The organism is Bradyrhizobium sp. sBnM-33, from assembly GCF_032917945.1.
Classification (GTDB): Bacteria; Pseudomonadota; Alphaproteobacteria; order Rhizobiales; family Xanthobacteraceae; genus Bradyrhizobium.
Genome location: NZ_CP136624.1, coordinates 3321300 through 3346969 on the forward strand (window position 1 = coordinate 3321300; position 25670 = coordinate 3346969).

General features: G+C 60.5%; 26 protein-coding genes and 3 pseudogenes. 14 read left to right on the forward strand and 15 right to left on the reverse strand.

Features of this window, described 5'->3' with window-relative positions; all coding sequences use genetic code 11:
- Positions 1-5: 5 nt before the first annotated feature.
- A complete protein-coding gene (locus RX328_RS15365; RefSeq protein ID WP_213256136.1) occupies positions 6-422 on the reverse strand; it encodes an organic hydroperoxide resistance protein in 417 nt (138 codons plus the stop codon).
- A gap of 19 nt (positions 423-441) precedes the next feature.
- Positions 442-1716, reverse strand: a complete 1275-nt coding sequence (locus tag RX328_RS15370) for an epoxide hydrolase (RefSeq protein ID WP_213256134.1) — start codon at positions 1714-1716, stop codon at positions 442-444.
- A gap of 237 nt (positions 1717-1953) precedes the next feature.
- Here RX328_RS15370 and RX328_RS15375 point away from each other — a divergent pair, with 237 nt between their 5' ends.
- Entirely contained in the window at positions 1954-3852 is a 1899-nt protein-coding gene (locus RX328_RS15375; protein ID WP_312018130.1) for an ATP-binding protein, read from the forward strand.
- Positions 3755-4789 carry a hypothetical protein gene (locus RX328_RS15380; RefSeq protein WP_312018129.1) on the forward strand — a complete coding sequence of 345 codons (1035 nt, stop codon included), beginning with the start codon at positions 3755-3757 and terminating at the stop codon, positions 4787-4789. The genes RX328_RS15375 and RX328_RS15380 overlap by 98 nt, the downstream gene beginning before the upstream one ends.
- A gap of 399 nt (positions 4790-5188) precedes the next feature.
- Here RX328_RS15380 and RX328_RS15385 read toward each other — a convergent pair whose 3' ends face one another.
- Positions 5189-5650, reverse strand: coding sequence for a GFA family protein (locus tag RX328_RS15385; protein WP_213256132.1), 462 nt, complete (start codon positions 5648-5650; stop codon positions 5189-5191).
- Positions 5651-6087: 437 nt separating this feature from the next.
- The gene (locus RX328_RS15390; RefSeq protein WP_283772446.1) at positions 6088-6210 is read right to left on the reverse strand and encodes a hypothetical protein; all 123 of its coding nucleotides are present in this window, start codon (positions 6208-6210) and stop codon (positions 6088-6090) included.
- A gap of 1081 nt (positions 6211-7291) precedes the next feature.
- Between RX328_RS15390 and RX328_RS15395 the strand changes: the two genes are divergently transcribed.
- Both RX328_RS15395 and RX328_RS15400 read left to right on the forward strand, forming a co-directional pair.
- Positions 7292-7453: a hypothetical protein gene (locus RX328_RS15395; RefSeq protein WP_213256130.1), complete on the forward strand. Its 162-nt coding sequence runs from the start codon at positions 7292-7294 to the stop codon at positions 7451-7453.
- A gap of 294 nt (positions 7454-7747) precedes the next feature.
- On the forward strand, positions 7748-7975 hold the full coding sequence (locus RX328_RS15400) for a hypothetical protein (RefSeq protein ID WP_213256147.1): 228 nt from the start codon (positions 7748-7750) through the stop codon (positions 7973-7975).
- Positions 7976-7990: 15 nt separating this feature from the next.
- Here the strand turns inward: RX328_RS15400 and RX328_RS15405 are convergent, their stop codons facing one another.
- On the reverse strand, positions 7991-8179 hold the full coding sequence (locus tag RX328_RS15405) for a hypothetical protein (protein WP_213256128.1): 189 nt from the start codon (positions 8177-8179) through the stop codon (positions 7991-7993).
- A gap of 1901 nt (positions 8180-10080) precedes the next feature.
- Between RX328_RS15405 and RX328_RS15410 the strand changes: the two genes are divergently transcribed.
- Complete coding sequence (locus RX328_RS15410) at positions 10081-10734, forward strand: GGDEF domain-containing protein (RefSeq protein WP_317258743.1); 654 nt, start codon at positions 10081-10083, stop codon at positions 10732-10734.
- Between the two features lie 33 nt (positions 10735-10767).
- Here the strand turns inward: RX328_RS15410 and RX328_RS15415 are convergent.
- Positions 10768-11394: pseudogene (locus tag RX328_RS15415) on the reverse strand (NYN domain-containing protein).
- Between RX328_RS15415 and RX328_RS15420 the strand changes: the two are divergent.
- A complete protein-coding gene (locus RX328_RS15420) occupies positions 11360-11878 on the forward strand; it encodes a hypothetical protein (RefSeq protein ID WP_213256146.1) in 519 nt (172 codons plus the stop codon). The pseudogene RX328_RS15415 and the gene RX328_RS15420 sit on opposite strands and share 35 nt — an antisense overlap.
- A gap of 33 nt (positions 11879-11911) precedes the next feature.
- Here RX328_RS15420 and RX328_RS15425 read toward each other — a convergent pair whose 3' ends face one another.
- Complete coding sequence (locus RX328_RS15425) at positions 11912-12802, reverse strand: LysR family transcriptional regulator (protein ID WP_213256124.1); 891 nt, start codon at positions 12800-12802, stop codon at positions 11912-11914.
- Positions 12803-12907: 105 nt separating this feature from the next.
- Between RX328_RS15425 and RX328_RS15430 the strand changes: the two genes are divergently transcribed.
- Complete coding sequence (locus RX328_RS15430) at positions 12908-13777, forward strand: NmrA/HSCARG family protein (RefSeq protein WP_213256122.1); 870 nt, start codon at positions 12908-12910, stop codon at positions 13775-13777.
- Positions 13778-13944: 167 nt separating this feature from the next.
- Here RX328_RS15430 and RX328_RS15435 read toward each other — a convergent pair whose 3' ends face one another.
- The 3 genes from RX328_RS15435 to RX328_RS15445 form a co-directional block, all read right to left on the reverse strand.
- Positions 13945-14157 (reverse strand): hypothetical protein, encoded by a 213-nt coding sequence (locus RX328_RS15435; protein ID WP_312018127.1) that lies wholly within the window; start codon positions 14155-14157, stop codon positions 13945-13947.
- Positions 14158-14604: 447 nt separating this feature from the next.
- Positions 14605-14835 (reverse strand): hypothetical protein, encoded by a 231-nt coding sequence (locus RX328_RS15440; RefSeq protein WP_213256120.1) that lies wholly within the window; start codon positions 14833-14835, stop codon positions 14605-14607.
- Between the two features lie 49 nt (positions 14836-14884).
- Entirely contained in the window at positions 14885-15154 is a 270-nt protein-coding gene (locus RX328_RS15445) for a hypothetical protein (protein ID WP_213256118.1), read from the reverse strand.
- A gap of 232 nt (positions 15155-15386) precedes the next feature.
- On the opposite strand from RX328_RS15445, the gene RX328_RS15450 reads away from it, so the two are divergent.
- Positions 15387-15830: a hypothetical protein gene (locus RX328_RS15450; protein WP_312018126.1), complete on the forward strand. Its 444-nt coding sequence runs from the start codon at positions 15387-15389 to the stop codon at positions 15828-15830.
- A gap of 329 nt (positions 15831-16159) precedes the next feature.
- On the opposite strand, the gene RX328_RS15455 is transcribed toward RX328_RS15450, so the two are convergent.
- The 3 genes from RX328_RS15455 to RX328_RS15465 form a co-directional block, all read right to left on the reverse strand.
- Positions 16160-16303, reverse strand: coding sequence for a hypothetical protein (locus RX328_RS15455; RefSeq protein ID WP_213256116.1), 144 nt, complete (start codon positions 16301-16303; stop codon positions 16160-16162).
- Positions 16304-16337: 34 nt separating this feature from the next.
- A complete protein-coding gene (locus RX328_RS15460; protein ID WP_213256114.1) occupies positions 16338-16709 on the reverse strand; it encodes a hypothetical protein in 372 nt (123 codons plus the stop codon).
- A gap of 640 nt (positions 16710-17349) precedes the next feature.
- Positions 17350-17517 carry a DUF1488 family protein gene (locus tag RX328_RS15465; protein ID WP_213256112.1) on the reverse strand — a complete coding sequence of 56 codons (168 nt, stop codon included), beginning with the start codon at positions 17515-17517 and terminating at the stop codon, positions 17350-17352.
- Positions 17518-17567: 50 nt separating this feature from the next.
- On the opposite strand from RX328_RS15465, the pseudogene RX328_RS15470 reads away from it, so the two are divergent.
- The 4 genes and pseudogenes from RX328_RS15470 to RX328_RS15485 form a co-directional block, all read left to right on the forward strand.
- Positions 17568-17864, forward strand: a pseudogene (locus tag RX328_RS15470) (STAS domain-containing protein); the annotation flags it as partial.
- Between the two features lie 435 nt (positions 17865-18299).
- Positions 18300-18941, forward strand: a complete 642-nt coding sequence (locus tag RX328_RS15475) for a 2-hydroxychromene-2-carboxylate isomerase (RefSeq protein ID WP_213256109.1) — start codon at positions 18300-18302, stop codon at positions 18939-18941.
- 206 nt (positions 18942-19147) lie between these two features.
- Positions 19148-21010 carry an AMP-binding protein gene (locus RX328_RS15480; protein ID WP_213256107.1) on the forward strand — a complete coding sequence of 621 codons (1863 nt, stop codon included), beginning with the start codon at positions 19148-19150 and terminating at the stop codon, positions 21008-21010.
- Between the two features lie 103 nt (positions 21011-21113).
- Positions 21114-21785: a TetR/AcrR family transcriptional regulator gene (locus RX328_RS15485; RefSeq protein ID WP_213256105.1), complete on the forward strand. Its 672-nt coding sequence runs from the start codon at positions 21114-21116 to the stop codon at positions 21783-21785.
- A gap of 150 nt (positions 21786-21935) precedes the next feature.
- Here RX328_RS15485 and RX328_RS15490 read toward each other — a convergent pair whose 3' ends face one another.
- Positions 21936-22118: a hypothetical protein gene (locus RX328_RS15490; RefSeq protein ID WP_213256103.1), complete on the reverse strand. Its 183-nt coding sequence runs from the start codon at positions 22116-22118 to the stop codon at positions 21936-21938.
- Positions 22119-22785: 667 nt separating this feature from the next.
- On the opposite strand from RX328_RS15490, the gene RX328_RS15495 reads away from it, so the two are divergent.
- On the forward strand, positions 22786-23538 hold the full coding sequence (locus tag RX328_RS15495; protein WP_213256101.1) for an alpha/beta fold hydrolase: 753 nt from the start codon (positions 22786-22788) through the stop codon (positions 23536-23538).
- 125 nt (positions 23539-23663) lie between these two features.
- On the forward strand, positions 23664-24851 hold the full coding sequence (locus RX328_RS15500; protein WP_213256099.1) for an ABC transporter substrate-binding protein: 1188 nt from the start codon (positions 23664-23666) through the stop codon (positions 24849-24851).
- 125 nt (positions 24852-24976) lie between these two features.
- On the opposite strand, the pseudogene RX328_RS15505 reads toward RX328_RS15500, so the two are convergent.
- Positions 24977-25476: pseudogene (locus RX328_RS15505) on the reverse strand (winged helix-turn-helix transcriptional regulator).
- Between the last annotated feature and the right edge of the window lie 194 nt (positions 25477-25670).

Sequence of the window (25670 nt, forward strand, 5' to 3'; positions counted from 1 at the left end):
CACGACTAGATGAGGTTGATCTCGACCTCGATGTTGCCCCGCGTTGCCTTTGAATAGGGGCAGGTCTGGTGCGCGGCATCCACGAGGGCGCGCGCGATGTCGTGGTCGAGGCCCGGCATGCTCACATTGAGGCGCGCGATGAGGAAGTAGGCACCATCAGCAACGTTCAGATCCACCTCCGCGTCGATTGTCAGGTTGGCCGGTAGCGCCACATTCATCTTGCGGGCCGCGATTGCCATCGCGCCCTCGAAGCAGGCCGACCAGCCGGCGGCGAAGAGCTGCTCCGGATTAGTGCCGCTACCAGGGCCACCGGGTGTCGAAAGCCTGATGTCCAGCCGGCCGTCGGAGCTGCGCGATGTACCCTCCCGGCCGCCAGTGGTGCGGACTTTGGCGGTGTAAAGCGATTTCGCTTGCGCGTTCATTGTCTTGGTTCCTCTTCGGTCAGCGCAGCGAGCGAAAGGCCGCCCGGACCTCCTGGGTGAAGAGCTTGGGCTGCTCCCACGCCGCGAAATGCCCGCCGTCGTCGGCTTCATGGAAGTAGATGAGGTTGTGGTAGCAGCGCTCGGCCCAAGTCCGCGGTGCGCGGTAGATCTCGCCGGGGAAGACGGTCACCGCCATGGGCATCTTCGCGATGTCCACGGCGTTGAAATTGTTGGAATGATCTTCCCAGTAGATTTGTGCCGCGGAGGTTCCGGATGCGGTGAGCCAGTAGAGCGAGATGTCGTCGAGCATCTCATCCTTGGTCAGAACCCGCTCGGGTTCGCCGCCGCTATAGGTCCACTGCGGGAATTTTTCGTAGATCCATGCGGCGAGGCCGACGGGCGAATCCACCAGCGAATAGCCGATGGTCTGAGGCCGCGTGACCATCATGTTCGCATAGCCGCAGCTATCTCTATAGAAGGTGCCGAGCGCGTCAAAAGCCGTTCTTTCCTTCTCGGTCAAACTGCTCGGCGCCGCTCCGCCGGCCACAAGGATCGATGCGATCTCCTTTGGAACGGTTCCGGGCATGTTGACGTGGATGCCGATCAGCCCCGGCACGTTCTGGAGAGCCATGCGATGGGAGATCACTGAACCGCAGTCGCCGCCCTGAGACACGTAGCGTTCGTACCCCAGCCGCTGCATCAGCACGGCCCAGGCACGACCGATATGGTCGGAGCCCCAGCCGGTCTTTGTCGGCTTCCCGGAGAAGCCGAAGCCGGGGATCGAGGGTACGACGAGGTGGAAGGCGTCCTTGGCAGCGCCGCCATGCGCGGTGGGATCGGTGAGCGGGCCGATGACCTTCAGGAATTCCAGAATCGAGCCGGGCCAGCCATGCGTCATGATCATCGGCATAGCGTTCGCATGCGGCGAACGTACATGGATGAAGTGAATGTCGAGGTCATTGATTTCGGTGACGAACATCGGCAGCGTGTTCAGGCGCGCCTCGACCTTCCGCCAATCGTAGTCGGTCATCCAGTAGTGAACGAGTTCCTGGAGCTTTGCGAGTTGCACGCCCTGGGACTGGTTCGTGACGGTCTCGCGCTTGGGCCAGCGCGTTGCCGCCAGCCGCCGACGAAGATCGGCGACATCCTCCTCTGGAACATCGACGCGGAAAGGCTGGATGGCTTCGCTACCGACGTCTCCGCGCGCCCTTACGGGAAGCGCGCGGAGACCGCTCGCGGCCGCCATTCCGGCAAGCACGTTACGCCGCGTGAGCGACAGGGACGGTGCGGGCATGGTCATTCTCCTTGGGTCGGCAGTGTCTTGCTGCTTCGACACATAGAAGGAGATCGCCCGGACCACCCGTTATGCATTATGATGTGGTGTTAGCGCTCGCTAGCAGCGGCAAGTCCTGGAGCATCCACCTTGCGCCAGGTCGCGCGGTGACCTTCCCGCAAGTCGTTGCCGAACCTGAAGAATCTGCGATGCAGACCTGGTCTGTGACCCAGGCGGCTACTAAGGATTACATCGCAGATGAGCGAAGAGATAACGTTTGGTCCTTTCACGCTGCTTGCGAACGAGCGGCTCCTGCTGCGGCAAGGCGTGCTGGTCGAACTGGGAGCACGAGCTTTCGACCTCCTTGTCATTTTGGCCGCGTGCCCGAACGAAGTCGTCAGCAAGGCGGATTTGCTGGCTCGGGTCTGGCCCGACGTCACCGTCGAGGAAGGCAGCCTGCGATTTCACATCGCAAACCTCCGAAAGGCGTTGGGCGACGGCAAGAACGGCGCCCGTTACATCGCCACACTGACGGGACGGGGCTATTGTTTCGTGGCGCCGGTTTCGCGATCGGGCAGCCGTGATGACGTACAAAGCGAAATCGCCACAGGCTATCCGCAAGCCAATCTACCAAGCCGTCTGACCCGCATGGTCGGGCGGACCGATGACGCCGCCGCGCTCTCGACTCAACTGGCCGCCACGCGTTTCGTCACGATCGTCGGCACGGGCGGTGTCGGCAAGACCACTGTCGCCGTGGCGATGGGGCATGATCTGATCGAAGCGTTCGCGGGCGCTGTGCATCTCGTCGATCTCGGCGCGCTGAGCGATCCCGGCCTGGTGCCGACCACCGTGGCCTCGATGCTGGATCTGTCGCTCGAGACTGGTGATGCCATCTCCGGTCTCATCGCCTATCTGGCGAACAAGCGCATCCTCCTGATCTTCGACACCTGCGAGCACGTCATCGATGCGGCAGCAGGGCTGGCGGCCCGCATCTTCGCCGCCGCGCCGCAGGCTCACATTCTGGCGACAAGCCGTGAGCCTCTCCACGTCGAGGGCGAGCATGTCTACAAGCTTGCGCCGCTGGCCTGTCCACCCGACGATCTAGAGCTCACCGCGGCGGTCGCACAGGGCTTCCCTGCGACCCGGCTGTTCGTGGAACGCGCCGCGGCGAGTGGGGCTCGTCTCGATCTCAACGACGCGGATGCCGCAGTCGTGGCCAGCATTTGCCGGAAGCTCGACGGCGTGCCGCTCGCGATCGAACTGGCGGCCGGTCGGGTTGCAAGCTACGGCTTGCAGAAAACGGCGGCTCTTCTCGACGAGCGTCTGACCCTGCTGTGGCCGGGCCAACGTACAGCACCGCCGCGCCAGAAGACCCTCCAGGCTACTTTGGACTGGAGCTTCGGACTATTGTCCGAGTTCGAACGTCTGGTGCTTCGTCGGCTTGCCGTGTTCGTCGGCCATTTTTCGATCGAGGCGGCGCGGGCGGTCATGACGAGTGCGTCTGTCGATGATGCACTCGTATTTGGCGCCATCGACAGCCTCGTCACCAAGTCGATGGTCGCGACGAGGCCGGCCGGGGCATCGATGCGGTATCGGCTGCTCGACACGACGCGGGCTTATGCTCTCCGGCTCGAGGTCGGCGATGCCGAGCTCACGAACCTCGCTTCACGTCACGCGACGTATTATCTGCGATGGCTGGAGGAGACGGGGGCCGAATGGCCGACTTTGTCAAGCGCGGCGCAACGGTCGCTGCATCTCGCTGGCCTCGCGAATGTGCGAGTGGCTCTGGATTGGTGCTTCGGACCTAACGGTAATACCGACTTTGGCATCCGGCTTGCGGCTGCTGCTGCTCCGGTGTTCCTGTCGATGTCCCTGCTGACCGAATGTCATCTCTGGGCGGCTCGGGCGATTCTGGCTCTCGATGACACCATGCGCGGGGGTCACGAGGAGATGCATCTTCAGGCGGCTCTGGGGGTATCCCTGATGTTCACGCGCGGCGGAAGGGATGCGGCGCGCGCGGCGCTGAACAGAAGCTTCGCCATTGCCGACGAGTACGGCGATGCGCTCGATCAGCTCCAGGTTCTGGGCCCGCTTCAGATGTTCCACCTGCGCACCGGAGAGTTCAGGACTGCGCTGCGGTACGCGGAGCGCTGTTGATATCGCCGGGGTCCTCGAGGATTCGCTCTCGACCACATTGGCGCACTCGTTGATGGGAATCTCGCTTCACCTCAATGGAGAGCTTGGCCGTGCACAAACTGCGCTCGAAGCGGCGCTGCGGTATGGGCCGCGTTCTGACCGGACCACCACGAACTATCTTGGCTTCGACGGCAGGATTCTGGCCGGCGCGATCCTGGCTAGGACGCTCTGGCTGCAAGGCCATCCGGATCGCGCGGTGGAGCGTGCCCTTCTGACAATCCAGGATGCGGAAGTCCTCGATCATCCGCTGACACTCTCCATCGCTCTTGTCTGGGCTGTCTCGGTGTTTCTCTGGATCGGCGACCTCGATCGCGCAAACGCGCATATTGATCGCCTTTTCGCGCGTGCCGAACTCCATTCTCTCGGACCCTATCTGGCGGTTGGGCGTGGTTTCCAGGGGGAAATTGCCATTCGGCAAGGCGATGCGGACAAAGGGATCAGGAGCTTGCAATTCGGTCTCGCTGAGCTTCACGCGGCGCCCTATGAACTGCTCACCACGCCGCTCAACATCGCGCTCGTTCAGGGCCTCGCCGCAACGCGCCGGCTCGCAGAGGCCCGCACACTGATCGACGAGACGATCCAGTCGGTCGAAGCGAATGGTGATCTCTGCTATATGCCTGAGTTGCTGCGCGTGAAAGGCAACCTTGTTCTTGCAACCTCGGGGCCTGGCGCCGATCAGGCGGAATCTTATTTCACGCGATCGCTCGAACTGAGCCGTCGTCACGGGGCTCGGGCATGGGAGTTGCGCACCGCAATCGATCTGGCTGCTCTGCTGGCCGCCCGCGGTGAACGTGAGCCTGCCCGAGAACTTCTCCAGCCGCTATTCGAGATCTTTGTGGAGGGTTCCGATACGCCGGATTTGAAGTCGGCAGCCCGCCTGCTGGCAACGCTGAGTTAGAGCGTGCTCCCGCCGTGACTTGACGAAGACCGGAGTCCATCGCTGTCCATCCGTCAGCCAGTGCTTCTGACCGATGTCGTTCGCGGTCAGCGCGTGGGGGTTCGGAGAGGCGGTGATAACTAATTGATCTTGCTGGTGGGCCCGGCAGGACTCGAACCTGCAACCAGACCGTTATGAGCGCACGGGTCCAACGCCAAGTACATGATTTTTCGTCATTATTTGTAAAACCAATTCACGAAAATCTGCGTTTGTTCACGGCCAACCGGTCCACCGGCGCGTTCGGGCCATGGACCATTATGTACTGGATCGCTGGTTCTACCGACCTGGTCGTACTTGCCGCGGTCTCGTTCGCTCTCATCCGGTCAATGCGCTGAGTGCCCAGCGGATCGACTCGCCATTTCACAAGCCAGTCATGATCATTTTTGCGACCGCCAGCTCGCTCGGAAAATAGCCGCTGTATTTGGGCAAGCTATCGGGCATGTCCAGCACACGACGGTGATAGAATATATCCATCTGAACCGGCGGCAGCCGGGCCTCGGGCTCGAAAGTGCTGGCCGGGATGAACATCACCTTGAACGGCCCGACGCCCGCAACCTCTACAACGGGCTTGCCGCAAGTCCGGCAGACCCCGCGATTGAAGTTTGGCGGCGGACGGTATTTCCTGAATGAGATATCGCCGGCGTTGTTCAGCACGACATCCTTGGCGCGAACGGCGACCACATCCGCGAACGGTTTGCCGTTGAACGCCTGACAGATCAGACAGTGGCACCGGAACCTGGCTTTCGGCGACGTATGCACCTCGAACGAGCAAGCGCCGCATTCGCAGGAGCCGCGTAGCGGCAACGACGTGTCGGTGGTCATGTGCTGATGCTCCTCGGTTTCATTGGGAAAACGGGATTCCGATCACCGATCGCATAGCCGGCGAGCGCTTTGCGCTGATAGAAGCCCCAATCCGCGCCGGCCGCCCGAGCATGAGCGACCGGCGACGGAAGGAGATCGCCCGGTCTGGGGGCTTTGGGGGCTATGGAGGCCGGGCCACCTGGAAGCATGCAGTCCAGCACGCCTGGATCCACGTCGTCTACCCGTCAACGTTCGCGTAACCAGCACGCCGCCGCGCTGCTCCGTAGTCTCCCGGGGAAGCAAAGGTGCTAACGCTCGCGCCGACCGGCGCTGCGCATTTCAGGACTGACGAGCATATCTTCGATCCGGCGGGCCGCAGAGCAATCTGCGGACATTCCGTTTCTAGGTGGCGAGCGCTCCGCGCTGAGGAGTCACACCAGGGCGCGCCGGGGCGTCGTTCAGTCGTCCTCGTCGGGCGGCAGCTTCGCCAACAAGTGCGGCCAGTTGCGTTCGACGATCCTGCGGATTTCGGGATCGATCGCCTCGATCCTATCGAACGCCTCGATCTGCATCCGGATCATCTCCAGCTCCTCCGGCTCCAGCGGGCGTCCATGTAAGACCTCAATCGGCATATCGATCCCACGACCGCAGCGAGGGAGAGGGAGCGACCCCGGCCAGAGATTTTTCCATGAGTGTTGCGAGCCGGGGTCGCGTCAGGGGCGCTTCCTTTCGCCCGCTGAGTCTACGCAGCGGCCCAGCGGATCGTTCCTGCCGGGCGAGGGCTTCGCCCTGGAGATTCCAATTCCGGCCGCGCGCTCGATCGCCGCAAGGCGCTGCAAATTGCACCCGTAGTCATACGGGGCGTCACGACACACATCTGAAATGGATCTGGGGTACGGTGCCGGCGCGTTTCAACACGTAAGCATACTTATCAGCGGGCCGCAGAGGGTGAATCTGCGGCCCTTTGCTTGTGCCCACGGATGTAGCCAGCGCTTCGCGCTGAGGAGGAAGCGACCCCGGCGAGATGTCCCATCCATGGAGTGTTTTGAGCCGGGGCCGCGTCGGGGCGACTTCGGTCGCCGTCAAGTCCACGCTGTGGCCTGGCCATCGTTCCTGGGAAGCATGGCCGGCGAGGGCTTCGCTCTGGAGATACCAAGACGGGCCGCGGCGGAATACCTCGGGACGCAGCGACCCCCAACCTTTTCCAAAGTCCCCCCTGTTTTCGGGGGGCCCGTTTCACGATACGAATGCCGAGAAAGAAGGGGGATTAGTTTTGAGTATTAAAATTCTGGTTATGGTGTCCTTGGCAGTGTGCTGGCTCTCGGTGGACGCTAAGGCGTTCACAACCAAACAGGCCACTTGCTACAAGATCACCGGGTTTTGTGTCGTAAACTGCGATCCTGGAACGGTGGTCGTGAGCGGCGGATGCATGAATAGCTCAAACTCAGTGGGCATTTCGGCAAGCTTTCCTTCGGGGGACCGTCAATGGGCCTGTAGGCCCACCTCCAGGGCCGCCATGGTAAACGCCTACGCAATCTGCCAATGAACGGCCACTGACCGAGCAGCCGCGCCCACGGCGGGCGTGGGTAGCGAGTGCTTCGCGCTAAAAGAAGAACCAAACCGGCGCCGCGGCGTTGCCCCGCTTCTGAAGCGGGAGAGCCCATGTGCGCGAAGTGCAAGAACCTCGAGGAGAGGATCGAGAGCGCAAGGCATATTGCCGACCGCGTCCCAGACCAGTCGATGATCGATACGTACCAGCGCCTGATCAGCGCCCTGGAGGCAGAGAAGGTGACGCTGCACCCGCCCCAATGCGACGGTGGGTAGCGAGTACTTCGCGCTGATAGAAGCTCCACTCCGCGCCGGCCGCCCAGGCATGAGCGATCGGCGACGGAAGGAGGACGCCCGGTCTGGGGGCATTGGGGGCATAGAGGCCAGGCCGCCTCGCATGCAATCCAGCACGCCTATGCCAACGCCGTCTACCTGTAAACGTTCGGGCGTCTGATCTCAGTTTGTTTCGGTCTGTTCTCAAACGTGAATTCTGCCGTCAGGGCGCGTCGCTATTTCCACTTTTTCCCAGTTCCTTCATGATACGGTGTTGCTCCATGGGGGGACTGAGAGATGCCTATTGCTCGCTTGCTGCAGAACGTGCCGATGGGCCCTGAAGAAATTGGCCGGCTGACGACGGCCTACCAGCGAGCGATGCGGACTCTCGGCCTCGTTGATCGCAACGACCCCATAGCCGACCTGGTGGCCAAGAAGATAATCGAGATCGGGCAAACGGGCGTGCGTGATCCTGCGGATATTTCGGCTCAAGCAATCAGGGCGCTTGGAGTGCAGGCGCCCTGATCTAAGCAGTACGCCTCAGCGCTGGTGGCCGAGGCCGATTCCAAGCTGGTGCGCCTTCGCCCGCAACGCGGGCACCGTCCGCTTCATTTGTTTGGAGATCTTCGTGATCGGCGTCTTGGCTTTCGAGTGCGCCTTGAGAGCCTTCAGGTCGTCGCGAGTGTATTCCCGCCGGGGGGCGGGCTTTTTCTTCTTCGAATTTGGCATGCATTCCCCAAAGTAGACTGAATAGTCCGCGCCAACGCCAAGAGGCTGTGAATTGTTCCGCGTGGCCGGCGAGCGCTTCGCGCTGAAAAACTCGTCGCGGCGAGAGACCCCCAGCCAGCCGTGATGATGACTGGGGGTCCAGAGCGTGCCGTCCAGATCTCTCCAACACGCCCCATTCGATGAATGAAGGCGGCCCCAGCCGACCTGGGCTGGATGGTCAGCTGGAGCCTGCCCAATGCGTGCTATCCAGCACGCCCATCGAAAATGCACACCGGCCGCAAACGTTTCCGGCGCGAATGCGAATTGGTGGCGTGCGAATTGTTTGCAGCGGTGGGCAGGAAATCGCCACATTGATCTGATGCTCGGCGGGCGTGGGTAGCGAGCGCTCGCGCTGACTAAGGCAAAGGAACGTCCCGGCGGGGCGGCGCGTTTCGGGCCATGGAGATCATGTACTGGATCGCGGGTTCTGCCGTCCTGGTCGTACTTGCCGCGGTCTCCTTGGCTATCATCCGGTCAATGCGCTGAGTTTCCCCAGCGCTTCGCGCGATCTATTGTTCATCCGGCTTTGGCTTACCCGTTAGATCGAGCGGCTGCTCGCCGTGCATATGCGTCATCACCTAACCGAGGTCGCGCATGACCAGGCACGGCAAACCGGGCAGTTGCCGAAATGCTCGATCTCCGGCTCCGAATCATCCATGTCGACGTCAGTGTTGCTACGTATAGCCGGGAAACTACATCTCGGTTCGGGACGAGAGTGGGATCGAAATCTTTGAGGCGCCAATCAGACTTGGTCGATGCCGCCGCGGTCGTGTTTGGCATTAGACGAATGCGCGCTGATGGCGGCAGCCTTTGCACTCCGGTTTGGATCTATGTCAACACCAGCAAGGAAATTGGCGACAAAGATCACCCTGAAGGTCCTTGCGAGCGACTCTGCTCAGACTCGGCTTGCCGAAAATGATCCGGAAGGCGTTGCCTTCGAGTACGAGGTTCTGGAGTGGACCGGACCGTTGCGTGGTTATGCGCAACGCTTGGCCTGCAGCTCTGATTGACGTAGTCGTTCGATTTGCATTTTGATGCGGGTAACTCTCGATCTTCTTTCAATGACGCGCGTAGTCTTTCACCAATCTCTCTGACGATCGCGCGAATATGCCGGGAGTCAATGTCAACAGGCTTTGGCACGACGAACTCCCAGCAACCTCGACACCAATGCCGATGGTTTCAGATCAAAACGCCCGTGATGATCTCAAACGAACGGAGACCGTCGCCTTTGGCTATCGTGCGCGAGCGCTTGTTCTTGAACAGCGGGTCCAAAAGGACCTTTGGCTATCCGCGACATGCGCCGTTCGTTGACGGCGGGCGACGGTCTCGCACATCAATGCATCGGTGAGGATTTTCGTTCCGCGTTATTAATATTTGTTCAGTTTCGGCCGAGGAACTTGGCCCGCGGAGGCAGGAACCTTTGAGGCGATAGAACTCTTGCATAGTCGGGTGCCTCGCCGCCGGGGCACTCACCGACTGGACGGTCCCAGCCCACAGCCCCCTTAGCGCTGGGGCCGTTCTTTCGTTGGAGCCGCTGCGCGGCGTCGGACGGATCCACCAGTGTAGGCGGCTCCGAGCGCTTACGCATCTCGCTTCTCAACGGGCTCGGCAGAACAATTCGAGCATTGTCGTTATGCGGGCGTTAACGGCATCTCCCGGCACAAAAGCTCGCTTAACTTGCCGTGAAGTTGATGAGCTAATGCTCGTCGCCGACAACGGCAGAGCCAATGGCCAACGATATCATCACGCATAAGGATGCGCTGCACCACACCGCGGGTCGCACCGCTGTGAGCGTGGGCCTGACCGTCGTCTTGACGTTGTCCTTGTGCCTCCTGCAGTTCGGATCCGATCCGGAGGCGTTCGTGCGCGCCGGCTTCGTGACCAAATCGTCGATCCTGATCAGCATGCTCATTTCGGGGCTGCTGACGGCAGGCCTGAGCTATCGGTCTGCCTTGGTGATGCGTGAATTGGCGTTGGCGCGCGCCGCGCTGCTGCGAATTTCCTGTACCGACCAATTGACCGGATTGCTTAACCGGCGGGGCTTCGACGAAGCCGCGATGTCTGCCCTGACCGAGGCGCGCAAGGCGAATCTGCCCACCACCGTGCTGATGTGCGACATCGATCGCTTCAAGGCGATCAACGATCAGTTCGGGCATGAGTTCGGAGACAGGGTGCTCATCGCGATCGCGGAGGTGCTGCGCTCCTTCGGCGAGCGAAGGCAGATGCTGGTGGCAAGGCATGGCGGCGAGGAATTTGCCGTCCTGATGACCGGGACATCAAGGGAACGCGCCGCTCTATACGCCGAGGAGCTTCTGCAGGCCTGCGCCGCCCAGGAAATCTCGAGCGAAGAGATTTCGGCTAACGTGACGATCAGCATCGGGCTGGCCGAATGCCACGGTAAAACGGACCTGGCCAAGGTCATGCGCATGGCCGATCAGGCCCTTTATGCGGCCAAGCATCGAGGGCGCAATCGCGTCGTCCGGGCGGACATCTTGGCGGAGTCGATCGCCGCGTAATCTGGGCGGTGCCCGACCGGCATCTGATGGATATCAGCGATTGAACTCGTCGGCTTCGCCGCGCGGAGTTGTGCCGGTCGCACGCTGCACGAACTGCGGGGCGTATCTCGCTGCGCTCGCGGGGCGGGCGCTCGGACGGGTCCCGTCCCACCTTGGCCCGCAGCTCCGTCAGGTCGGTGAAGATATCGGCTTGGCGGCGGAGTTCGTCGGCGGCCATCGGCGGCTGGCTGGCGATGCTGGAGACCACAGTGACGCGGACGCCGCGGCGCTGCACCGCCTCGACCAGCGGACGGAAATCGCCGTCGCCCGAAAACAGGACCATCTCGTCGATCTGGCCGGCGAGCTCCATGGCATGGACCGCGAGCTCGATGTCCATGTTGCCCTTGACCTTGCGGCGACCGGTGGCGTCGACGTATTCCTTGGTCGCCTTGGTGACCACCGTGTAGCAGTTGTAGTCCAGCCAATCGACCAGCGGTCGGATCGAGGAGAATTCCTGATCCTCGATGATGGCCGTGTAGTAGAAGGCGGGAGCAGCGTGCCGCGGCCCTGGAATTCGTTCAGGAGACGCTTGTAGTCGATGTCGAACCCAAGCGTCTTCGCCGTCGCGTACAGATTGGGGCCATCGATGAAGAGCGCAATCTTGCTGGAAGCGGACGACATTCTTGCGCGGCCGAATTGGAATCCGAGGCGGGGCATGCGCTCGCGCGCGGACTCTGGTTACCGAAGCGATCTGAAGTTGAGGTTGGGGCGGCCTTTAGCTGGCGCCGCTCACTCGCATTCTCTGGAATTGTCCAAGAAATCCGAGCTCCGACGTGCAGAGTCTATTCCCAATTGTTTGCGGTTTCAAAACCTTTCCCATGAACACTTGAACCTGCGCTGCGAAGCGGAGACAGATGATTCGATGCCCGAGCAACTCCCGCTGTTCGAAATCCACCTGAGAAAGCGCGGCCGAGGCTGTCGGTGGTGCCTGTGCACGACCGAGGGCCATGCCGTGATGCAGGGATCGGCGGGCAGTCGGACCGCCGCCAAGTACCAAAGCCATCGCGCGCTGTTCCTGATGCTCCTGGCATCGGCCTATCGACCGCCACCGCTCAGTCATCCGGACGGGATCCGTTCGCGCCGAATCCGTTCATCCGCCGGTTGAGGTCGGAGTATCCTTGAGATTTCAGCACCCGTCCTAGTCGATGAAGGCCGCAAGCTCCTCGGGCACGCCCGAAGGGAAGGCTTCCTTGAGGAATTCGAGAAACGCCGATACGCGAGCGCTCAGCAGTCGGCGCGATGGATAGAGTGTCCAGAGAGCGATCTCCGGTCCCTCAACATCGCCCCAATGTACCAGCCTTCCGGCCGTCAGGTCGTGGCTGACAAGTGAAATCGGGAGCCGACCCGCGCCGGCGCCAGATCGGACCGCGTCCCGTGCCATGATGACCGACGAAAGGCGAAGAACGGGATCTACCACGATACGTGTTTTCCCGGTTGGCGAAACGAAATCCCAAGTCGCAGCCTGGTCGGCCGGACCCCGGAATACCGCGGACACAACGTGATCGTCTGCCGGCCTTGCGAGGTCCGGGCTTGCGACGACGACGAGCCGATCGCGCAGGAAGATTCGTCCGACGAGACTTTCGTCGTGATCCGGATTGACCCGGATCACCAAGTCATAGCCTTCCTCCACCATGTCGACGGCCCGATCTTCCGCCGTAACCTCGAGTCGAACTTCCGGATATTTCAGCGCGAAAGCGCCGGCCAGCTTTCCCATCGCGGTCTGCGAGAAGAGCAGAGGTGCGCTGATCCGCAACCTGCCTCGCGGCTTGTTTCCGCCGGAAGCGATCGCCGCCGCCGTCTCGTCTAGTTCGGCAAGCAACGATCCCGTCCGTTCATGAAGGGCTCGCCCCTCCTGGGTTAGCTTCAGCGTGCGCGCTCCGCGCTCGAAAAGGCGCAAGTCCAAACCGTCCTCCAGTTCGGAGACCCGGCGAGAAAGCGTCGCTTTCGGTCGCCCGGAGGCGCGCGCGGCCCGTCCGAACCCTCCGTGACGGGCGACCAAGTTAAAATCGGCGAGTGCAAGCAAATCCATGTGTTCCACCAATGAGACGGTCTGTCCAAATATGGCATCTATCGGCACGAATGTGGATCACTAACTTGCGGGGGTGTTTTCTAATCCCAATCCGGAGTGATCCCCATGACCATCCTCGTTACCGGCGCCACCGGCAATGTCGGCCGCCAAGTCATCGAGCAACTCGGCAAGCGCGGGGCCGATGTCCGCGCCCTCGTCCGCGATCCCGCGAAAGCCAAGTTTCCAGCGGGGGTCGACGTAGTGAAGGGCGACCTCCTCGACGTCGATTCCTTGCGCACCGCGTTCTCCGGCGTTTCGACGCTTTTTCTGCTCAACGCCGTCGTGGCGGATGAATTCACCCAAGCGTTGATCGCGCTCAACGTGGCGCGAGAACAAAAGATCGAGCGGATCGTCTATTTGTCCGTGATCCATAGCGATCGCTACGTGAACGTGCCGCACTTCGCCGGTAAGTTCGGCGTCGAGCGGATGATCGAGCAAATGGGCTTCAAGGCCACCATCCTGCGCCCCGCCTACTTCATGAACAACGAGCTGACGATCAAGGACGTGGTGAGCGGATACGGCATCTACCCGATGCCGATCGGCAGCAAGGGACTCGCCATGATCGACGCGCGCGACATAGGCGAGATCGCGGCCATCGAGCTGGTCCGCCGCGAGAAGTCCGCCACGCCGCTTCCGCTCGACCGCATCAACCTGGTCGGTCCGGACACGCTCACTGGGGCGAAAGCCGCCGCCATCTGGTCGGAGGTGCTGGGTCGCTCGATAGCGTATCCCGGGGACGACACTGCGGGCTTCGAGAAGAACCTGAGGCAGTTCATGCCCAGCTGGATGGCTTTCGACATGCGGCTGATGAGCGAGCGCTTCCTCACCGACGGGATGATCCCCGATGCCGGCGACGTCGAGCGTCTGACCACGCTGCTGCGCCGGCCCCTTCGCTCCTATCGCGACTTCGTCGCCGAGATCACGGCCTCTGCCTGACGGCAGGGGCACTACCCGTCACTCGCAACGAGCGAAGCCCGGAGTGCCTGGGAGACCGGGCCCGCAACCTAACAGCAACTGAGTGCGCTCATGCGCTCGGCACGTAATCGACTCTGCGCGGTTGCGGCGAGCGTGCTCAATTGACGTGCCGGGCGGGGATGTCGAACTTACAGCGCGCTCAGATCGTCCGGGACGTCGCCGAATTTGCGGATGACGGTGGCGTCCCCGATGTCGCCGGTCGCGGGATCCCCGCTGCGGCTGAAGGCGAGGGCGCCGACGATCCCGGGCTTTCGCGACAGCGCCTCGGCCTTCATCAGGGCCGCGTTGGGGTTGAAGCATTCGACCGCCTCGCCGGCGGCGACGCCGTCCTCGGCTGCCACGAAGGGCAGGGCGACATAGTAGGTGGACCTCGCTCATCTCAGTCGTACCAGTCCTTTCGATCGCGCGAGATGTCGAAACGGCCGCGCGCGTAGCCGGCAGAAACCGAAGCGCGAAGCTCCTCGACCTGCGCCTCGAGGAAGCCGTTCGCGACGATGAGCGCCTTGACGGCTTCCCGGGCGTCGCCGTCGCAGGCCGCGATGGCCTGGTCAGCCGAGGCGGCCCTTGGGCGCCTTGTTGACCTGCAGCAGGCAGCCTTCCGATGTAGCGGCGAGCGGACTTAGATCTGACGCGCGAGGGTCTGCTTTTGACACGTAGCTGACCTGTGCGCTCGTTCTCGGGCTTGCTACCAGCTTTTGCGTCCGCGCCTTGGACTACTCCGCTCTTGAGTAACCAAGTCGCCTACGCGCCTTGGCATCACAAAGTCTCCGCTGCGCACGCGTTTGACTCTAAGCGACGCGTTCCTTGTCCGACTGTTCCTCCACAGCGGTCGCGGTTTCTTCCAACCCCTTTTCGTAATTGCCCGCGAACCTCTCGATATTGTCGGCCCACATCCTCAACATAGAGACCTGAAAGTGCACAATTGGCTTCAAGGCGTTCATGCCGATTGCTGTGGCGGCGGTGATGCGCCTTTCTTGGTCGCGCGCGAAGTGGTTTGCTTCATGTATCTTGTCAGCCATGCTGTTCGCTCCTTCTGCGCTGGTGTTGTGCTCCAAAAGCTGTGTCGGCTTACGCGCCGCGCGATTCTAAACACGTAGCCAAAGCGTGATCTGCTGCGCGCCTCGCATCTCGGTCTTCATGCAATTCGTCCAATTTTTTCAGGTAAGCGACCGCCGCTATTTGCAAGGGACCGAAATCGTATTCGCCGGTATCACAAAGGCTGCTGATGTAGCGGTAGAGGGCAGCACGCCTCTCGTCGTTTTCGCTCACACCGCTGTGGAGCAGCAAGTAGTTCCGCCAAGCGAATGCGCACGCACCTTCTACGGCATTAGAAGTCATGGGCGCCCTCCTAAGCCAAAGAAAGTCTGACGAGCCGTTTCGTTCCGCGTATTTCCCTCAGATGTAATGCTGTTCCGTTACTGCGCCGCAAGGTATTTGCGCGCACCCTTATAGCATCGGTGGGGACAGGAGCGATCACGTCCCCAGATTGTTCCGAGTTTTCCCGAAGTAAGTAAAGTGCTCGCCGTTGCCCTCCAAAGTGCGGCTGGCTTTTCTTTTGTGAGTTTCCTAAGTGTCAAAGCGTACCGAAATGCCGGGGTTCATTAAACCCCAGCTCGCCACCCTGAAGACCAAGGCACTGAACGGTGACCAGTGGCTTCATGAGATCAAATTCGACGGCTATCGCGTCCAAGTTCATGTCAATAGCGGTCGCAAGAAAGTCTACACCCGCACTGGGCTAGACTGGACTAAACGCTTTTCGGTCATTGCTGGCGCCCTCGACATTCCCGGCCAAGCGATCATTGATGGAGAAGTGGTCGTAGTCCACGAGGGCCGCACGAACTTTTCGGAATTGCAGGCTGAACTTGCAGCCGGTCGGCAGGATCGACTGATCTTTTATGTATTCGACCTCCTCTGGCGCGATGGAGATCTCCGCAAACTCCCGCAGATCAAACGCATATCCGAAAGGAGATCAAGCTTACACCGGCCGGTTCGTTCCGGCCACTGGAGCGCTTAGCCGGTCCCAATCGATCCATCGGGCTCGTGGTTGGGTCACTAGAAGTTGCGTTGAGATGCGCTAAGCCCGTGATGCCCAGTGCGATCAATCGGCGATCAATCAGCCCGATAATTAGTAACCGATTCTTGTGCAAAAGTAGCTTGGTGATCGCCGCTCGGATCGATTGAGCCACCGTCAAAATCGTCTTCGAGGCGCCGTCTCGTCAAGGCATCCATGCCGTTGCGGTGCAGCCAGACAAGCCCCGTGGCAAGTTGCCGTAAGTCGTTCCGATCGGCGCCAACAGGGAGCCTTCTCGCCCGACGCAGCGAGAAAGAAAAGTGTGCGAGACGTCAGCGATTGAATGTCAGATTCGGGGCCATGGTTGCGGAGTTGTCGGTTTGAACCCCATTGACCAGCACATAGCCGCCGAACAGGATGGCGGCCAGCAAGCCGTAGACAAGATAGGACCGCCGTCCGGATATTTGACCATTCATTTCACTGCAACCTCTGTCTGGACCAACCGATCGCTCAGCTCTTCGTCGCCGTCTTCGAGAGTTCGGCTTCGACGCCGGCGGCGCAGGCCCTCGCGAATGAATAGTCCATGCTCGTGGCGGCAACGGCCTTGACGTATTCGCTGATGACGTTGTCCTTTGAATAGGAACCCGCCGCTTTGAACTTGGCGACGGCGCCGTCGACCGCGGTGAACTGCGCGACGCAGATCGGGACCAGGACAGACATCCGGCCGTTGCTCTCTGCCATGGCGGTCATGGTTTTGGCGGTGCCGCCGGTGATCCAGCCGCCCCACATGAATCCGATCGCCACCGCGGCAACAGCGCCGAACGCGATACCCTGGAGAAAGCGGGTCCGCGCCTCACCTTGCAAAATGTCGGGCATTCTCATGATGGTCTCCTTTGTTGTTTGTTGTTGTTTGCGCGCACGAGCGCATTCGCAGCCGCAGGACGCCGCTTGCATCCGCGCTTGGCAAAAACATCCAGCCTATTGGGATTGCGCCTTCCGATGGCACGCACGCTGCCGCTATGAGGACGAGCAGCGACTTCGGACGTCACCGCTTCATGGACAGCTTCGAGGCGAACAACTGCCGCCCCTATCGCTCCTCGGTAGGCCTTTGTCGTGATGCGTACAGCACGTTCTTGCTCTCTAGTCAGAAGGTCGCAGCGCCATCGTCTCTGAAGAGCGATCCCCGCCCGTGATCGCAGCTATCAGTGGCGTGGTCCCGACGATGTTCATGACCGCGTCAGATTATCGGCCAGGACAGAGAGCTATCTCCGTGGTCCTGGACGCGCTTTGCTCGCTGGATGGAGGACCGCGGCATCCGCCGGTCGGACGATTTTCTATGGTTTTGCCCGTTGGGGCTGTCCTTGAGCTAGTACGGGAATATTGCGCCATGGCCGCACGTGTTTCGCCGGCGTTAGCCCCACGGCAAAGACATCGTGCGCTATGCGCGAGGAGACGACGGCACGCCACTTCATCACCCGCGGACCGGTTCCCCGGGAATTGGGCCCGCTAAGCGGCAGCGTCTTTAGGTCCTAAGGTCGATGCTGCGCACGATGATGCCGGGGGGATTCCCTTCGAACTCCCGGGCCAGGAATTTGCGCGATGCACACGCTTCGATACGGTCCCGCAATCGCGCGAACTGCTCCTGACGTTGATTTGCAGGCGTTCGCGGCACGTGCTCCAGATCATCCATGGCCGACGCACTGATGGAAGACACTTTCCTGGCGCCTCATGGTCGGGGGCGTGCCGTTCCTCGACTCCTCGGCGGCAAATACGATCAGCCGGATCGCGCGGAAGGCCCGCAAGAGGGGCGTTGCGGTTTTCGTTACCGGCAGTTCTCACACGGTCCGCCGCGCGCTGCTGACCCACGGCGTCCGGCCGCCGTTCGCCAGATACCGCGAGACTATCGCGCGGGCGATCGCCGATATCGAAAGCGATCGCAAAAAATTCCCGGTCGGCACGGACAGTCTCTCCCAGCAACCGGCTGTAAAACCGTCGGTTGAAAGCGATCCAGCACGGACCGGGCCAACCCCAGAATAACCCCGGCTACACCACGAACGAACGGGGGTAATCGTCCGCAAACAGAACCAAAGATATAGGTTTTTCAACGGCTATACGCTGCAATAATCGGGTTCGGGACGCAGGGGTAGCAGGACGATCCCGACCCTCCGGCCATATCCACCAACAACCACAGTTCGTTCCTGGTGATTGCAACTTCGGTTCTCGGATTCCCCACGGAATGGCCAACCAATCCATCCGTTCAGGCTGCTGCTTCAAATAGTAATTTGAGAGGTTGCATGTCCGGGATTTGAACCTAACACTCGATGGGATGCGGAGGCTTATACCCACAACATAGCACAAAATTTAACACCGTCAAGTTTATCGGCTATCATCTCCGGTACAGCCTGCCGGTTACGTAACGCCTCGACAGGTAGACTGTTCAGAGCCCTACAACAACTCACCGAAAGCCTACCGATGGAACACATTGACTTCTATTTCGATTTCCTTTCGCCGTATGGATATCTCGCGTCTACACGCATCGATGCCCTTGCAAAGCGGCACGATTGCAGCGTCCGTTGGAATCCCTTCCGCATCGGCGTGGCGGTGGTGAAGGTGATGGGTCTCCGGCCGAACATGGAGACGCCCTTGAAGGCTCCATACATTGAAAGGGATATAGCTCGGCTCGCGGCAGTCTTAGGCGTGCCGTTGGATCCGGTGGAAATGAAAAATCCCCTCCCGCCGGCGCAGCTGTTTTATGCCGCCCCTCCAGAGATTGCAGGGAGCTTGGCCAAAGCCATCTTCCGGGGCCAATGGTCAGAGCGCCGCGACATGAGCGAGGAAGCCAATCTGATCGAAATCGCAAAACCATTCGGAATGAGTGAAGCGGAGGTGCGCGTAGCCATCCGCTCACCCGAAACGCGGCGGCTGCTGAAGGATGTGACAGAAAAGGCGATTTCCCGAGGGGTTTTCGGCTCGCCGACTTTCGCGATCGGGAAGGAGCTGTTCTGGGGTGTGGATCGTATGTGGCTCCTCGACCACTACCTCTCCCGTGGCCAGAGATACACCACCGTGTCGCCAGCAGCGGACCTCGAGGCGTTCTGTTGCGTGCCGACCTGAATCGACGCAGAGCTTGCAAGAAAGTGACGGTTGCCGGCCGCCGGCATCTGAGTAAAGTTGACAGCGTTAAATAAACAGGTAGCGTCATGGCGGCCGACGATCAAAGGCGGCGATACGATCACATGCCGGTAGTCGGACGTCCCCAGCGCCCGGCGGCATGCCGAATGAACAAGGACGCATAAATGCGTCCCTTAGGGAGCGAACCGATGCCGGTGGAACGCCAATTTCAGTTGAGAAATTTGACCGACATAGAGCGGTTCGAGACGGAGAAAACATTCGCGGATCGCTGCAGCGCCCGCAGCATTTATGATCTGTTCGTGGCGAGCGCAGAGCGACTTGGCGATCGAATTGCGCTCACAGCCATCAGCACCGGCGAGGACGACGAGACACCGCGTGAGATCTCGTATCGGGATCTGCTGGCAGGCATCACCGCCGCAGCCAACTCCTTCACTGGAATCGGTGGCCCCCAACCGGGCGTCGGCATCCTTCTCCCTCACCTCATAGAAACGCACTTCGCCTTATGGGGAGCGGAAACTGCGGGTTTTGCTGTTCCTATCAACTTTCTCCTCCAGCCCGAAAACATCGCGCAACTTCTACGAACATCGGGTGCGCGGGTCCTGGTGGCGCTCGGACCGAGCCCGCAGTCCGACATCTGGGAGAAGGCGGTCGCCGTATCCAGGCTGCTGCCCGAATTGAAGCTGATCCATGTGTCTCCGCCGAATGTCGAGATCGACGGTGCAATTGCCTTCCCGGCGGCCCTCAAAAGTGCCGATAGCCGCAAACTGGGTTTCGGAAGGGCAAGAGGAAGGGATCAGATCGCCGCTTATTTCCACACCGGCGGCACCACCGGATCCCCCAAACTCGTGGCTCATACGCATCGCAATCAGATCGTAGCGGCCTTCGGGGGCGCGGCCATGCTCGGCTATACGGAAAGCGACGTGTTGCCGCATGGGCTTCCGATGTTTCATGTCGCGGGTACGATCTGCTGCGGCTTGGCGCTCTTCATGGCCGGCGGGCGCCTGATAGTTCTTTCTCCATCGGGTTACCGCAACCCGCTGATGGTCAGGAACATCTGGAAAATCCTCAAGCGCCACGGTGCTACCATCTCGGGCGGAGTTCCCACGGTCATGTCCACGCTTCTCGACGTGCCCTTAGATCGAGACGATCTCTCGAAAGTCCGTTTCGCGATCTCAGGTGGCGCCGCAGCGCCGAGAGCGGTGGTCGAGCAGTACGAAAAAAAGACCGGAGTGCAAGTGCACGAACTGTTCGGCATGACGGAATGCGGTGGGCTCGCCACGATCATGCCTGCCGACGCGGACCGCGTCATCGGCTCAGTCGGCTTTCGCTTACCGTATACGAGGCTTTCGGTAAGGAAGCTCCTTTCCGGAGGTTCGCTCGGAGACGAATGTCGGCCCAACGAAATCGGTGTCCTCACCATCTCAGGCCCGACGGTTACGCCGGGGTACTGCGGCAATCAGGATAGCGGCGATCTCGTCAGGAACGGCGTGCTCGACAGCGGAGATCTCGCGTACATGGACGAGGCGGGGAGGGTATACATCGCAGGACGAGCGAAGGACCTGATCATCCGCAGCGGACACAACATCGACCCGCTCCTGATCGAGGAGACACTTCAGCAGCATGAGGCAGTCTCGATCGCCGCTGCGGTCGGCGAGCCGGACAAGTATGCCGGAGAGCTGCCTGTCTGTTACGTCATGCTGAAGCCTGGCGCAAATGCAACGGAGGATGAACTCCGGGCATTCGCCGAGCCCCGAATGGGCGAACGGCCCGCCTGGCCTAAGCACTACTACATCGTCCCATCCATTCCGATCACGGGCGTGGGCAAAATTTTCAAGCCCGAACTCAGAATCGATGCCGTCCGTAGGTTCGTCTTGCGTACATTGGGGCAGGCAATCGGCGATGCAGGCGTCGAGGTGTCGGCCGCCCTGGGAGGGAAGCGCGGGATGAGAGTGGAAGTCAAGCTGAGCGGCCCCTCGGCTGCTCAGACTGCTGCCGTCCGCGCACTGCTCGACGGATACAGCTTCGAGGCAATCGTAGAGTCTTCCGCATGACGATCCAGACGCGCTCCTAATCCATCGAAATCGTTGATTTTTCCGGCCCGAGAAGTATTCATCGACACGCGGACGAACCAAACCGGAAAATCGGATCAAATGGATGCGAAAGCAGCTCACGGATGAACAGATCGATGCTTTCAGAGGGCGCCTCGTCCGAGCTGCCGAGAAGCTGTTCGCGACCAAGGGCGTGGAAGGCGTTACGATGCGCCAGATCGCAAAGGCGCTGGGGTACAGCCAGACTGCAGCCTATCGCTATTTCGCGGACAAGGACGAAATACTTTTGGCTGTCCGCGCCGCCGCTCTGAACCGATTCTGCAGCAGGCTCGAGGCGGCTTTTGAACCCGGCCGGGATGCACGTGAGAACGCGAGATCAGTGGGGCAAGCGTACTTGCAGTTCGCGCTGGATGAGCCAGATTCATACCGACTGATCTTCGATTCTCGCGCGCCGGAAATGAGGTTGCCGGCGTTCTCGCAGACTGTCGCCCGGTTCTTCGCCACCATGACGGACTATGTGCAATCCCTCGTCGACGACGGGCACCTGGAGGGCGACCCAGTCGAGCTCGGACGTGCCTTCTGGGTCGCCGCACATGGAAGTGTGATGATGCACCTGGGAGGATTTCTAGAGTCCGTGGCAGCGCGGGACCAACTGCACCAAGCTACCGCACGTCTGATCTACAGAGGCGCGGCGGCACCTGGTGCTGCGCGTTTAAGAGGCAAGGCAAAGGCTGGAAAACCGCCTCTGAAAGTCATAGGGCGAAGCAAGAAGATCTGAACTGATGCTTGGCGAAGCGGGGATTTGCTTACTTTTCACCTCGATCCGAAGGCCAGCAGCCGCCCGCGAATTGAGGGTCTCGGGCGCTATTATGCGCCTCAAAAGCTCTATCGCAGAGCGATGGATCCAAGACGGGGCGAGTTTCCCTGTTCACGGCATTTCCAGCCTTGCCGTCGGCGGGTCCTTGTGCGCAATTTGCACGTCACGGTGGGCAACTGAAGCAAGCGCTGCAGTTATCGCCAACAGCGAGCCGTAGAAGCTGACCACGGCAAGTCTCCATTTGCGAACTGCACGGCGCTCCGAAGCCGAAAAATCGTGACGAAACTTCTGCATACAATGATCTCCAATGACTACCGAAAATGGAGTAAACTGTATCGTGGAAGTTGGCTCGGACTCGGCAAAATGGATGTGAGCCAATTCACTAGCTCATCGAGAAATCACATCTATCGCTATGCGCCTCGCAGCCGGCGAGCAGCCGTCCGAGATGAGGCTCATGATCTCGCTCGTGGTTCGAGCGGCGAGTCAGGATCCGCTTACAGCTGACGTACGAGCGACCTCGGCCAATACATTCTTCTTCCGCAGAACCGTGTCTGCCGACAGCTCTCGAGCTAGGCATGTTGGTCTGAGCCGATGGCCTTCATGCCTGAACAGGCGTGCAGATCTTCAGATTGGCCGCAAAAGTTGACGCTGTTAATTTAATCCAGTATGGTCTGTCAAATTAGCTGCGGCGACATCGCTGCGAGAGGGAGGGATGCGAAATGCCGGAGCTGTTGCTCGACGAGCCACCAACATCTGCGTTTGCGCCGTTCAGGCACGAAGCGATGGGCGCATCATTCGCGCAGGCGCTTCTGCCGCCCGTATCGCAAATTTCCCGGAGAAAAATGGAGCTTGCTCATGCTCCGTCGCCGGTCGGAAGCGTCAGCTTCTTCGTCATGAGGTCGGCGATCCGTGCAGGCTGGGTTTCACTAGTCGATAGCGTTGTTCTTTGGAGGAGTCGCGGATGGCCGAGTTTGTGTTGATACATGGCGCATGGCACGGCGCGTGGTGTTGGGATGACCTCATTCCGGCGCTCGCATCTTACGGGCATGCCGCTCATGTTCTGGACCTCCCGGGTTTGGGAGATGATCGGACGGCAGCTTCGGAAGTCAGCCTCGATGCATGCGCCTCACGCGTCGCGGATCGGATCAATCGCATCGGCCGCCCAGTTTGGTTGCTCGGTCATTCGATGGGCGGGGTGGTGACCACGCAAGCCGCGGAAAAGGTAGCGGACCGAATCGAGGCGCTCGTGTACCTCGCCGCATTCGTTCCACCGAACGGGCAATCCCTTCTTGATCTTGCTTCGCAAGATGCGGACAGCCGTTTGAACCAGGTCATGGTGCTCGATCAGGAGAAGGGAACGGCTTCGGTCCCGAACGAACATCTCCGAGAGTGTTTCTACTCGAGCTGCAGCGAGGAGGCCGTTCGGAAGGCGGTCTCGCATTTGCGCCGCGAGCAGCCGGGTCTACCAGCGGCTACGCCCGTCTCCCTAGGCGACTTATCGGCCGCGGCACTGCCGAGATACTACATCGAGTGTCTGCAGGACCGGGCCATATCGATCGGCGCGCAGAGACGGATGCATCAGAACGGTAGGGTCCGATACGTTTCTACCTTGGACACGGATCACTCGCCATTCCTCTCGCGCCCTAACGAACTAGCCGGCGCGCTGGATGGCTTCGTAGCATCGCAAGCAGGCCGATCCGCGCGTAAGCATTGACGCCTTTGCTTCTCACTTGCCGGCGACCTGCGCGGTTGCTTGACGGCTAGGAAGGTCGCGGCGAGTGATCGAAGGTTAGTAAGCGCCGAATGCGGGTGCCATAGGAACTTTGGAGGGAAGTTGCGATGAAGAAGACCACGACGATCTTGCTCGCGGCGCTCGGAATTTTCGGCGCTGCGAACGCCGGAGATGGTCAGGACGCGCTGAAGATCGGACAGACGATGCCCTACAGCGGGCCCGCTTCGGGCTTCGGGGCGATCGGACGTGCCGAGGAGGCCTACCTCGGGATGATCAACGCTCAAGGTGGGATAGGCGGCAGAAAGGTAAAGTTCATCACGCTCGATGACGGTTATTCTCCGCCGAGAACGGTGGAGCAGACCCGCAAACTGGTCGAGCAGGAAGAGGTGTTGCTGATGTTCGGCTCGCTCGGCACCGCCACGAACAATGCCGTGCACCGATACTTGAACGCTAAAAAGGTCCCGCAACTCTTCGTCCTAAGCGGCGCTACCAAATGGGCCGATCCGCAGAAATTCCCCTGGACGATGCCTGGAATGGTGGCTTACGAGTCCGAGGGGGCCATATACGCGAAACATGTGTTGAAGAGCAGGCCGAACGCCAAAATCGCGATCTTGTCGCAAAACGACGACTTCGGGCGGGATTACGTGACCGGTTTCAAGCGCGCGCTCGGCGAGCGAGCCGGAAGCATGATCGTAGCCGAAACCACTTACGAACCTACATCGCCGACCATCAGCTCTCAGCTTTCGACCCTGAAGACGTCCGGCGCCGACGTCCTCTTCGGTGTCGTGCTCGGCAAATACACCTCGCAGATGATCAAGGGGGTGGCGGAACTGGGTTGGAAGCCGGAGCTGTTCTTTTTGCCGACGTCGGCCTCGTCGATCTCCTTCCTGGAGCCGGCGGGACTGGAAAATGCGACGGACGTGATCTCTTCAAGCAATCTGAAGGACATCCTGGATCCACAATGGGCGGAAGATCAAGGAGTGAAGGACTACTTCGGCTTCATGAAGCAATATATGCCCAACGACGATCCGAAGAACGGCAACTTCGCCTCCGGCTATCAGGCTGCCCATCTGCTGACCGCCTTGCTTCGCGCTTGCGGCAGCGAGTGTACGCGCGATAGCGTCATGAAGCAGGCAACTTCGCTCAAGCAGCTGAAGCTGCCTCTGCTCCTCCCCGGGATCACGGTCACGACGGGGCCGGACGACTATCTTCCGTTCCAGCAACTCCGGTTGCAAAGGTTCAATGGGAAGAGTTGGGAGACCTTCGGCGAAATCCTCGACGATGGTCAACCATAGCGACCGCACCGAAGGGGCGCTCGACTGCTTGACAGTCGCGGCGCGGGCGTCCCGCTCGGTGAGCCTGAGGGTGGCGGTGCGTAATGCGCATTCCGTAATACCATCTCGACAGCAGGAGCTCCAACTCATGCGGACCGATTGTTGGCGCGTGCCCTGATCCTTGCGGAAGAAGAAGCTCTCGCGCCCGGACCAGGATGCACGTGGACTGCCTTCGCGGTAATGGGCTCGCCGCATTCGGAGCAGACCAGAACCGCATCGAACATCTTCTGACACGACTTATGTTCATGCAACATCGGGCGACCGCGTGTATCCACCATATGGGTGTTGCCCCAGTGCACGATCGACATGACGATCGGGTAAAGGTCGAGGCCCCTCTGAGTCAGGATGTACTCGTAGCGCTTAGGCGAGTCTTGATACGGGGTCCTTTCGCAGAACGCGGAACCGCACCAACTTCTTGAGGCGTCGCCAGCAGGTGCCGCGTGATTCCGAGCGAGGCCCGAAACTCGTCGAAACGGCGGATGCGGAGAAAGCTCTCGCGCAAGATGAGTAGAGTCCAACGGTCGCCGATCACGGCGACCGTGCGCGCGATCGAACAGGGTTCATCCTCGAGTGCATCCCACTTCATCAGAATCCCCACCAACGTCGCGACTACCTGAATTCCAAAATAGAACTTGTTGCGCTTCATGGGTGTGGAAGGGAGATCGTAACAGATTGATTGCGGAGAGATAAATATCTGTGGTCTTGTTCGTCGGCCATTCGCGACCATGGTGCTCTGAAAATGCAGGAGCATCGATAAGATATTTGGAATCGGGTGATTTC

Bases quoted from the DNA above. Each gene is read 5' to 3' on its own strand.
- RX328_RS15365 (WP_213256136.1), bottom strand. From the start codon at position 422: ATGAACGCGCAAGCGAAATCGCTTTACACCGCCAAAGTCCGCACCACT.
- RX328_RS15370 (WP_213256134.1), bottom strand. From the start codon at position 1,716: ATGCCCGCACCGTCCCTGTCGCTCACGCGGCGTAACGTGCTTGCCGGA.
- RX328_RS15375 (WP_312018130.1), top strand. From the start codon at position 1,954: ATGAGCGAAGAGATAACGTTTGGTCCTTTCACGCTGCTTGCGAACGAG.
- RX328_RS15380 (WP_312018129.1), top strand. From the start codon at position 3,755: ATGCGCTCGATCAGCTCCAGGTTCTGGGCCCGCTTCAGATGTTCCACC.
- RX328_RS15385 (WP_213256132.1), bottom strand. From the start codon at position 5,650: ATGACCACCGACACGTCGTTGCCGCTACGCGGCTCCTGCGAATGCGGC.
- RX328_RS15390 (WP_283772446.1), bottom strand. From the start codon at position 6,210: ATGATCCGGATGCAGATCGAGGCGTTCGATAGGATCGAGGCGATCGAT.
- RX328_RS15395 (WP_213256130.1), top strand. From the start codon at position 7,292: ATGTGCGCGAAGTGCAAGAACCTCGAGGAGAGGATCGAGAGCGCAAGG.
- RX328_RS15400 (WP_213256147.1), top strand. From the start codon at position 7,748: ATGCCTATTGCTCGCTTGCTGCAGAACGTGCCGATGGGCCCTGAAGAA.
- RX328_RS15405 (WP_213256128.1), bottom strand. From the start codon at position 8,179: ATGCCAAATTCGAAGAAGAAAAAGCCCGCCCCCCGGCGGGAATACACT.
- RX328_RS15420 (WP_213256146.1), top strand. From the start codon at position 11,360: ATGAAGAGCGCAATCTTGCTGGAAGCGGACGACATTCTTGCGCGGCCG.
- RX328_RS15425 (WP_213256124.1), bottom strand. From the start codon at position 12,802: ATGGATTTGCTTGCACTCGCCGATTTTAACTTGGTCGCCCGTCACGGA.
- RX328_RS15430 (WP_213256122.1), top strand. From the start codon at position 12,908: ATGACCATCCTCGTTACCGGCGCCACCGGCAATGTCGGCCGCCAAGTC.
- RX328_RS15440 (WP_213256120.1), bottom strand. From the start codon at position 14,835: ATGGCTGACAAGATACATGAAGCAAACCACTTCGCGCGCGACCAAGAA.
- RX328_RS15445 (WP_213256118.1), bottom strand. From the start codon at position 15,154: ATGACTTCTAATGCCGTAGAAGGTGCGTGCGCATTCGCTTGGCGGAAC.
- RX328_RS15455 (WP_213256116.1), bottom strand. From the start codon at position 16,303: ATGAATGGTCAAATATCCGGACGGCGGTCCTATCTTGTCTACGGCTTG.
- RX328_RS15460 (WP_213256114.1), bottom strand. From the start codon at position 16,709: ATGAGAATGCCCGACATTTTGCAAGGTGAGGCGCGGACCCGCTTTCTC.
- RX328_RS15465 (WP_213256112.1), bottom strand. From the start codon at position 17,517: ATGGATGATCTGGAGCACGTGCCGCGAACGCCTGCAAATCAACGTCAG.
- RX328_RS15475 (WP_213256109.1), top strand. From the start codon at position 18,300: ATGGAACACATTGACTTCTATTTCGATTTCCTTTCGCCGTATGGATAT.
- RX328_RS15480 (WP_213256107.1), top strand. From the start codon at position 19,148: ATGCCGGTGGAACGCCAATTTCAGTTGAGAAATTTGACCGACATAGAG.
- RX328_RS15485 (WP_213256105.1), top strand. From the start codon at position 21,114: ATGCGAAAGCAGCTCACGGATGAACAGATCGATGCTTTCAGAGGGCGC.
- RX328_RS15490 (WP_213256103.1), bottom strand. From the start codon at position 22,118: ATGCAGAAGTTTCGTCACGATTTTTCGGCTTCGGAGCGCCGTGCAGTT.
- RX328_RS15495 (WP_213256101.1), top strand. From the start codon at position 22,786: ATGGCCGAGTTTGTGTTGATACATGGCGCATGGCACGGCGCGTGGTGT.
- RX328_RS15500 (WP_213256099.1), top strand. From the start codon at position 23,664: ATGAAGAAGACCACGACGATCTTGCTCGCGGCGCTCGGAATTTTCGGC.